8 protein-coding genes are annotated in these 9,112 nt (G+C 64.8%); 2 read left to right on the top strand and 6 right to left on the bottom strand.

The window, feature by feature from the left end; genetic code table 11:
• Positions 1-99: 99 nt before the first annotated feature.
• A complete protein-coding gene (locus VGG51_06470; protein HEY1882667.1) occupies positions 100-612 on the bottom strand; it encodes a hypothetical protein in 513 nt (170 codons plus the stop codon).
• A 38-nt stretch (positions 613-650) separates the two neighbouring features.
• Between VGG51_06470 and VGG51_06475 the strand changes: the two genes are divergently transcribed.
• Positions 651-1,412, top strand: a complete 762-nt coding sequence (locus VGG51_06475; protein ID HEY1882668.1) for an IPT/TIG domain-containing protein — start codon at positions 651-653, stop codon at positions 1,410-1,412.
• A 12-nt stretch (positions 1,413-1,424) separates the two neighbouring features.
• Here VGG51_06475 and VGG51_06480 read toward each other — a convergent pair whose 3' ends face one another.
• The 5 genes from VGG51_06480 to VGG51_06500 form a co-directional block, all read right to left on the bottom strand.
• On the bottom strand, positions 1,425-2,147 hold the full coding sequence (locus VGG51_06480) for a hypothetical protein (protein ID HEY1882669.1): 723 nt from the start codon (positions 2,145-2,147) through the stop codon (positions 1,425-1,427).
• Positions 2,148-2,297: 150 nt separating this feature from the next.
• Positions 2,298-5,789 carry an AAA family ATPase gene (locus tag VGG51_06485; protein HEY1882670.1) on the bottom strand — a complete coding sequence of 1,164 codons (3,492 nt, stop codon included), beginning with the start codon at positions 5,787-5,789 and terminating at the stop codon, positions 2,298-2,300.
• A 23-nt stretch (positions 5,790-5,812) separates the two neighbouring features.
• Positions 5,813-6,037 (bottom strand): hypothetical protein, encoded by a 225-nt coding sequence (locus VGG51_06490; GenBank protein ID HEY1882671.1) that lies wholly within the window; start codon positions 6,035-6,037, stop codon positions 5,813-5,815.
• Positions 6,038-6,112: 75 nt separating this feature from the next.
• A complete protein-coding gene (locus tag VGG51_06495; protein ID HEY1882672.1) occupies positions 6,113-6,550 on the bottom strand; it encodes a hypothetical protein in 438 nt (145 codons plus the stop codon).
• Between the two features lie 88 nt (positions 6,551-6,638).
• Entirely contained in the window at positions 6,639-8,753 is a 2,115-nt protein-coding gene (locus VGG51_06500; GenBank protein ID HEY1882673.1) for a family 1 glycosylhydrolase, read from the bottom strand.
• Positions 8,754-8,880: 127 nt separating this feature from the next.
• Between VGG51_06500 and VGG51_06505 the strand changes: the two genes are divergently transcribed.
• On the top strand, positions 8,881-9,112 hold a 232-nt coding region (locus tag VGG51_06505; protein HEY1882674.1), incomplete at its 3' end, for a hypothetical protein.

The following is a 9,112-nucleotide window of genomic DNA, read 5'->3' on the forward strand; positions in this document are numbered from 1 at the left end:
GCCGCGACTGCGAATAACTATCCGTTTGCGATCAACGGGGTAACGGCCCTTGGCGTCGGCGCGATTAGCTTCATTCAGAGACTGTCGTAAACCAGCGGACTACGCTTTGAAGCGCGCCACGTACTCGTTGGTTGCGTCGAAGAGTTGGTTCAGCAGTTTTGCGTTCTGACCCCAGTCGAGTCCCGTGTGCTCCGCCTGGCCGCTCACGTGCGTAACGTTGCCACGGTCTGCTAGGGTAATCGTCAGCGTAAATGCCGGCGCGAGCAGTGCCATCGGCTTTTTGACTTCCAGCGCCGCGCCGCTCTCCGTATCGAAGGCCGCAGTGAGATTGATTCCGCACGCTTGCAGGGCGAGAATCAACGCCCGGCCGGCCGTCTCGTAAGGGATAGCGAAGTCGCGCTCGACCGAGCTGCTCGACGCGAATTTCGGAAAGCGCTTCGCGAGTTCGTCGGAGAGCGCTTCGGAGACTTGAATCGTCGCCGCGGAAGCGCCGCCGAGCGCTGCTGAGAGCGCGGCGAGCTGCTCTGGTGAGGCGCCGGCCTGATCGGCGCCCATCTTGCCGCTGGCGCGAATGATATCGGCGATGCGCGCTCGCGGCACTTCAGGATTCACGTCGAGGTGATTCGTTGCGTTTCGTCCAAACGCCCACTATGACGGCACGTTACGAGCGGCGCGCCTTCGTCGCATGCGTCGAGATATTTTACCTGCTGGTGCTCTTCGCGCTGGCGCTGCTGTATTTTCCGCCGTTGGGGCCGGCGCTGCACGTCAGCCTGCCGGCGTCGTTCGGTTCGCTTCCGGTGGGGGTGCCGTGGTTCGGCGCGCTCGGTGCGGTGATTATCTCGCTTTCGGGCGTCTTCGATCATCGCAACGACTGGGATCCGACCTGGGCGCTCTGGCACTTCACGCGGCCGCTGATCGGCATCAGTCTCGCGATTATCGCCTGGCTGACATTTCAAGCCGGAATTTTAGCGGTTGGCTCTGTGCCGGGTCCGCCGGGCGGCGCGAGTCCCACGCAGGCCGTTACCGCTCCAACGAATCTGCTCTACTACCTAATTGCGTTTGTCGTTGGCTATCGCGAAGCCGTCTTCCGCGAACTCATCAAACGCGTCTCCGACGTCATCCTGACGCCGTCGGGAGGCGCCGGAGCAGCCGCGGCGCCGCCGGCCGTCACGGGCATCAAGCCGGCATCCGGTCACATTTTAGGCGGCGATGAGGTAACGATCAGCGGCAGCGGCCTTTCGGGGACGACCGGCGTTACGTTTGGCGGGATCGCGGCACCGGCCGTCCGCGTCAACTCCGACGTCGAGATCTTGGTAACGACGCCGCCTGGCGGGCTCGGGCCGGCAACCGTGACGGTAGCGACGAGCGCCGGCAACGCGAACGGCGGCCCGTTCACCTACGGCGCGCGATAGTTCCGAAAGGAGTTAGGGGCCGGCCTTTTTGGCCATCGAATCGGTCAGCAGTGTATACGTCGTCTGATAGGTGCTCTGCGAAACGCCGATGACGCCGCTATGCTGGTCTTCGGTGGCGTACTCGTCGATCGCCGTCGGCAGCAGCCGGTTGAAATCGTAGTCGATCTTAGTTTGCGTATCGACCGTGATCGAACCCTGCGCCGTGCTATCGACGTGCCGCGTCTCGCTGATCTTCATTACCCCGTTGTTATTGCTCGTGACGGTGTACGTTGCCGTCATCGTCGTTCCGCCTTTTTTATCGGAAACCGACCAGCTCTGCTTGTCGTCGAGCCCATTGGGATCGAAGAAATTCGCACCGAGAAACCGCAGAAGCGTCAGCTCTTCGGCGTTGACGATTTTCTTCGGTTCGCAGACTACCGTCGTATTTCCGTAGACGGCGCAGGTGGCCGGGTCGGCGCGGCGCGAGCCCTGCCCCTGCTCGCTGACCACAACGACGAGCCCGCGATCCTGCGCCTCGCGCAGCACGTCGACCGTCATCGTCCCCTGATCGTCGAGTCTCCCGTTGTAGGTGCGCGCTCCGGACGAACCGGGATCGTTCGACACGTCGCCATGCTGCCGCACCTCGTAGGTGAAGGAATAGACGAGGTGCCGTAGCGGCGGCGTATCGGCCCGCACGACCGCCGCCGAAGCGAAGATCGCCAACGCGAAACCGGCGCCAAAGACGTAGCGCATCACGGCAATTGGTAAGCCGCTGGAGGCTCCGCCTCCTGCTCAACTCGCGCCGGCCGAGCTCCACCGACCACAAAGATGTGGTCAGTTGACCACATTCTTGCGCGCGGGCTGCCGTCATCGGCGTAGCCCGCAGTGGGGCCGTGGATTTGGATCTTAAACCGGCCAAACTTCCGACGGCCAGCTGCCGGCTTTTGCGGCACGCATCGCTCGATGCCACGATAACCCCGCGAAGACATTGCGCTGCTCGTCGTCGAGATGCGGCAGGTGCTCCTCGTAGAGCGCATACGCGCGACCGAGCCAGTCGCGCGCGGCGGCCCCTTCTCCGCACGCGTGGTATGCAAACGCTGCGCACCATGCCGAGCGTTGCGGCCACAACAGCCCCACCGAACGTCCGGGCTCGATCGTCGGAACCGTCATCGCATGCGCGCGCGCCGAAACGAAATCGCCGCTCTGCGCGTAGAACGCCGCCAAGAGGGCCCCGTATCGCGCTGCCGCTTGCGCGGGCGACGTCGCTTGCCGGAGTTTCGCGGCGCCTTCGAGACGCTCGATTGCGGCGCGCAGATCGCCGGTCACGTACTCCGCCTCGGCGAGATTGCCCAAACGCTCCTCGTGCCCGAACACGTTCTCCGACTGCTGCGTCGCGCTGAGGCCTTCGCGCCCTAACGTCACCGCTTCGGCGGCGCGGCCGCTGTGCGTGAACGGGATGATGAGATTGCTGCGCGCTTTCTCGGTAAAAACCGGCGCGACGCCCGCGTAGGCGCGGGCCGCCCGCTCGATCTTTGAAATTGCGATCTCGAACGCGCCGAGCTTCACGTAGAACTCGGCGGCGTTCATCTCCACGACCATCAGTGCCGGCATTAACCCGCACTCTTCACAGATCTGCGCCGCGCGCTCCATGATCGGCAGCGCCTCGAGAAAGTTCGGCTGCCACTGAAGCGGCCACGTGCTCTGCCCAAGTGCATCGGCCTCGCAACGGCGATCGCCGGCCTGCACCGTAAGGCCGACCCAGCGCTCGGCCCACTTCGTCGCGGCCTCGAGATCGAGAAGATCCATCGCGTTGGCGTGCAGCTGGGAAATCGCGCGTTCGCAAATCGCATAGTCTCCAAGCTGTTCGGCCATCTCGAGGGCCTCGAGCCCGATGCGCTGTGCCTCTTCGGCGTTGCCGCAGATCAGCGTCAGATGCACCATCTCCGCGAGCGCCTTAGCAACGCCGGTAGTATCGCCGCTCTTTCGGTAGCCGTCGAGCGCGCGTTGGGCGAGCGCCACGCCTTGGCTGGCTGGAAGTCCGAGCGGATAAAACATACTCTCGAGAAGATCCGCTTCAGCCTGCCAGCGAACGCTGCCGCTGCGCGCTGCGCGCCGGCGCAGCGCGGCGAGCGGCTCGTACACCTCGTCCCGACCGGTGTAATCGTTGAACGCCAGCCGCGATCGCCGAAACAGTACCCGGCAGCGGAGCTCTTCATCGTCAAACTGCTCGGCGATTGCCGTCAGCGCCTCGAGGTCGGCACGTTCTTCGGCCACGTTGCTCGCGCGTTCGTCGATGCGCTGTCGCTCCAGCCACAATTTTGCGAGCGTCGCGCGATCGCTCGCGAGGCCGAGTCCGCGATCGACCTGCCGTCGCGCATCTTCCGGCGCGCCGAGATCGAGCGCGTACGCCGCCGCAACCGCGTATTCGGCCGCCGCTTCGTCGAACGACTCCGCTGCTTCGAGCAGCCCTGCGATCTGCGACGCAAACTCACGATTCCGTTCGGGATACAGCTCACGCAGCGCCCGCGCCAGACGCCGGCTTCGCTCGCGCAGACGCGCCGGTTCAGCCATCGCGGCGATCGCCTCTTGCACGAGCTGGTGGCCGAACGCATACGGCAGCATGCCGCGTCCAGCCGTTTCCTGTACGAGGCGGCGATCGAGCAGTTCGTCGAGGGCGCGCTCCACGATTGCATCTCCGTAGCCGGTAACGTCCCGCACGAGTTCGGCGGAGAAACGCTGGCCGGCTAGCGCCGCCACCTCTGCGACGGTCTGCGTTTGCGCGGAGAGCGCGCCGACGCGCGACTCGACCAGGGATGCGACGGTTGCCGGCACGGCTTCCTCCGCCGACGGCGCCTCGAGCAGTTGCGTGAGAAAGAGCGGATTGCCGTTCGAGCGCCGGTGCAGCGTCGCCGCAAACGCCGCGACGCGCTCGCCCCACGGAGTCCCCGAAATCCGGACGATTCGCTCGACGACCTCGCCGTCAAACGGCGATATCGAGAGTGAAACCGCGCTTCCTTCGAGCGTGGCCTCGCGCGCGAGGCGCCTCAGCGGATGGCGCGCGAGCGCCTCGTTGTCGCGAAACGTCGCGAGCAACAGGATGCGCGCGCCCGAGAGGCGCTGCAGCAAAAACGCGAGCGCGTCGAAGGTGATCTGATTCGCCCAGTGGAGATCTTCGAGCACGACGAGCAGCGGCCGCGGCCGTGCGAGCGCGGCGAAGGCCCGCCCAAGCCCCTCGAAAAGGCGCCGCCGCTGATCGCCGAAACGGATCGTCGGAAGCTCCGGAAGCGGCCCGACTCGTAGTGCGAGCTCGGGCAGTACGCTCGCCAGGGCCGAGAACCACGTCGGACCGATGTCGGTGGCCGCGACGAGCGGGAGCTGCTCGCGCAACGCGTCGACCAAGCACTGGTAGGGAAATGCCTCGGGGAAGCCCGTGGCGCCGTAGAGCGCGCGGCCCCCCGACTCTTCGACCGTTGCCATGAACTCGCGCACCAGTCGGGATTTGCCGATGCCCGGCTCGCCGCCGATGAAAACGATGCCGCCGCGCTGCATTTTCGCGCGGCTCCAGGCCTCGTTGAGGCGTTCGATCTCACGTTCGCGCCCGACGAACGGCAGCAGACGATGGCGATCCGGCGCGCGCGCCGCGGCGTGCGCTTCGCCGCCGTCCTCGCCGGCGATGTCTCCCTGCACGACGCGCTCCGCCAGTGCGACCGTCTCGGGCATCGGGTCGACGCCCATCTCTTCGCGCAGCCGCGATCCGAATGCACGGTACTCGCTAATCGCGCCCGCGGCGTCGCCCGACTCGTAGCGTAAGGCAATGATTCGCCGAACGATATCCTCACGCCAGGGGTCGGCCTCGAGGATTTTCCGCGCGACCTCGATTGCGCGTGCGAGGTCGCCGCTTTTGCGTAACGCCGAAACGAGCTGCGTAAGCGTGGTGAGATAGACGTTGCGGAAACGCTCGCGAAAACCGTATAGCCACTCGTCGTACAGCTCCGGCAGCAGATCACCGCGATAGAGCGCGACGGCCTCCTCGAGACGCCGCGGGTCGTTTGCCGCCGCAGTGAAGGCGTCGACGTCGAGCCATAGGTCGACCTCTGCGTTCCACCACACCTCTTCGGCGTTGGTGCCGACGAAATCGCTTCCCGGCTGCGGCAAGACGCGCAGAAGATCGCTGATCGTCGAGCGTAGGCGGGATCGCGCGACCCCTTCCTCCTCGTCGGGCCAAATCAGAAACGCCGCGTAGTCGCGCGAGACGGCCGCCGTGCGGTGCATGACGAGGTAGGCCAGAAGCTGCAGCGTCTTGCGCGGCGTCGCTAGTCGAAACGGCTCGCCGTCGACCGTGATCGCCACTTGCCCCAACAGCCGAACTTCGAGCGTCCGGCGTTGCGTCGACTGCACAGTCTTGCTCGTCGGGGCGACTTCTATTCGTCGTCTCGCGTTTCCCGGGGAAGCTGCGTTTGCGCAGCGTTTCCCAGGCGCAAGGCGATGAAATCCCATAAGTCGCGCAGCTTCCCCGAGGCGATTCCGAGCGCGCTCGATACCTCGTAGACGCTTCCCCGCCACCCGCTCTCGGATGCCGATGGTTCGCGCCAGAAGCGCAACACGAAGCGATGGTCTTCACGCTCAGTCTCCGGGTCGATGCGCACGCTGCTCCTCCGATCGTTATAGAGAAATTAAAGGGCCCGCCGGATGAAGCGAGCCCTGCGGTGAGCGATCGTCGATTACGTGTCGATCATGGCGAAGTGGAACGCGTTATCTTGCAGCGAGCCGCCGCTGCGCTCGTACAGACGGATCTGCGCCTTGACCGCGCCGTTGTTGCCGCACGTAATGTAGTCGTATACGTTGGGAATGGCGAGGTGCCCGTTGAGACCGGACGTCGTTACGACGATCGCGGGGCAGTTGTCAAAGAAGCCGGCCGGGACGGAGAGCGTGTATTCGCCGGTGCCGTCGTGACTGACCGCGTATCCGGTGCCGGAGACGATCGATCCGCTCGAGTTCACGATGCCGGCTTTGATGGCCGTCTTTTTCTTGTGGTCGGGTTGAACGAACGTTTGGGCCGGTCCGAAGACGCGGGGCGGTGCAACGGGGCGTGCGAGCCCCATGGCGGTGCTTCCGAGGATCGCCGAAGCGGTAAGAGCGATGAGCGATTTGCTGAGCACGGGTTTTCTCCATTCTAATGTGCCGCGGGTGCGGCGGTGGCAGTTGTATGAATGGAGGGTAACAGCGGGTGCGTCCGCAGACGTCCGGCTACTGCGCGATCAGCGTGGCATAGGTGCGGCTCGAGTCCGTCGGCAGGCGTTTGAGGCCGGGATCGTGGTCGAGATCGACGTGGTAGAGCCCGAAATCGCTGCCGTCGTCGAAGGTCAGGCCCCACTCCCGGTTCGAGGTGATGCTCCAGCACAGGTAGGCGTCGACCGGCGCGCCGCGTGCGACGGCCTTGCGGACCTGCTTGACGTGTGCCACGAGATAATCGGCCCGCGAGAATCCCGGCACGCGCGCCACGCAGCCGTTCTCGACGATGACGATCGGCTTGCCGGGAAAGTCACGCTCCGCTTCGGCGATGATGAGGTCGAGTGCGTCGGGCCAAGCAGGCGCGTTTGCATAATCGAAGTCTGAGGCGCTGCTCAGACGATGCAACTGCGACGGCCAAAACGACGGCACGCCCCAGTAATAATCGAGACCGACGTAGTCAAGGGAACCGACGCACTCTCGCGGACAGAGGAAGCTGGGCAGTTTTCCCGCCAGCCCTAAATTCCACCAGTTCGTACCGAGCAGAGTCGTGAAGATCGCCAGCCCCTTACGCAACGAGAATAGTGCATGCAGCCACGAGGATCGGGTCGCATTGAGGCGGTGTTCGCCGCGAAGCGGAACGAACTTCACGCGCTCGCCATCGCCGAAGATCAGTAGGGCCATTTTCCGTGCGACGGAGGGCTCCAACCCTTCGTACCGGTCGCCATCGAGCGTGCACAATCCAGTGACGCCGGGCTGTATGCCCACGCGTAAAACGCCCCTCTTGCGGATGCGCGCGATCGCCCGGTCCATATCGGGAACAGGGCGGTTCGCATCGCCCCGCGCTTCGTCTTTCCGTCCGATGTTCGCGACCGTCTTGCGATTGAAGGCGTTAGGAATCTCGGAGTGCCCGCGCCGCAGCTCGCGGATCGCATGGTCAGCGATGTTGAGCAGCGTCCGGCTGCCGAGCGCCATTGCGACCGCGAAATACTGCGGCGGCCCCTCGAGTCGCGCTAATGTAAGCGTGCTGCCGCTATACTGCCGCAGCATCGCCTCGTCGTCGAAGACCGCGTCGACCTGGCCCTGCCGCAAGGCTTCGACCGCCTCGGATATCGTAGTTGCGTACGTGACCGTCGCAGCCGGAAAGGGGCCGCCGACTTTAATCGCCGGAAGAGTCTGCGCGACGACCATAACGCGCCCTCGCCAGTCCACGCTTGCCGGCGCCGCCGAGCCGCTGGGGTGGAGCACGGCAAAATACGTGCGATAGTAGGGCTCCGAAAAAAAAGCGTGCTCGCCGCGCTCGAGCGTCAGCGTAAGTTGGGCGATCGAGCAGTCGACGCGACCGTCCTCCACCATTGCAGCCGTAGCAAATCGGGCTACCTGACGCTTCGCCGCCTGCGGTGACTGCAGGTGTGTAGCGTTGCGATCGATCAAACGCTGGAGCCACCGCGGGAGGCCGAGAACGAGCGGGTTGGTGCCGACGCGCGCGTCGGGCTGGGCGCGCTTAATCGCATCGCGAGCCCTGGCGTGCGCTCGAAACAAATTCGGGATAACGGTGAGCACGTCGTCCATCTGCGCGTCGCCGCTCTGGTACGGAGGCTGCCCCGGGGGCATGGGGTAGGCCCGCATCCAAAAGCCCTTGATCCACCCGTAGACGAGCTGATCGGGTTCATTGAGCGTCACGTAATACTCGATGCCATCGCCCAGGCGCCGGGCTACTTCGCCGGCGAACGCGGCAACGCGGTCGGGAAAGCCCGCGTCGAGTGGCCCCGCACCGTCGCCCGCGGCCTGCACGTGAAGCGGCCACGTGTTGTGCACGAGCGTGACCATCGCGGACATCCCGCTCTCACGGATCGTCTGCAGCACGTCACGATAGTGCGCGAAGGCCGCGTCGTCCCAGGCGCCTGGGTCGGGCTCGAGCCGCGCCCACGAGAGTGAGAGCCGAAAGATGGTGCAGCCCATGCCGCGCGCGAGCTCGATATCCTCGCGATAGCGGTTCCAAAAATCGGTCGCTTTCCCACGCCCAACGAGGCCGCGCACGCGCTCCCAAACGTCACGAATGTCGTCGTGTCCGTCGTAGGCCTCGCACTGATGGTCGGCCGTCGCTACGCCGAATCGAAGTTGGCTCGCCACCAGCGCCTCATGCGCGCCACACCGTCAGCATCCCTACTTCAAGTGCCTTTAAGGCGGCCTGGCTCGTTTGACGAAGGAGTGCCGCCCACGCCACTCAAAGCCGAGCGCAAAGAAGAAAGGTGCATTCATGTCACGCGTTTTCGGTCGAGCGCGCCCGTCGCCGGGCGACGAGCTCGTGCTCAAGCAGAAAGAATCAACGGCGTATCGCAATCAGCATCGCCGCCCGCTTCCCAAGCCATGGAACCAGCCGCCGTATCGCATGAAGCTCTCCGACGTCGTGAAGGGATCGACGTTCCTTAAACACTATCCGCAGCATCCCAATACGCTCGTCTTCCAGCTCTCCGGCGATACCGGCAACG

Source organism: Candidatus Cybelea sp., from assembly GCA_036489315.1.
Lineage (GTDB): Bacteria > Vulcanimicrobiota > Vulcanimicrobiia > Vulcanimicrobiales > Vulcanimicrobiaceae > Cybelea.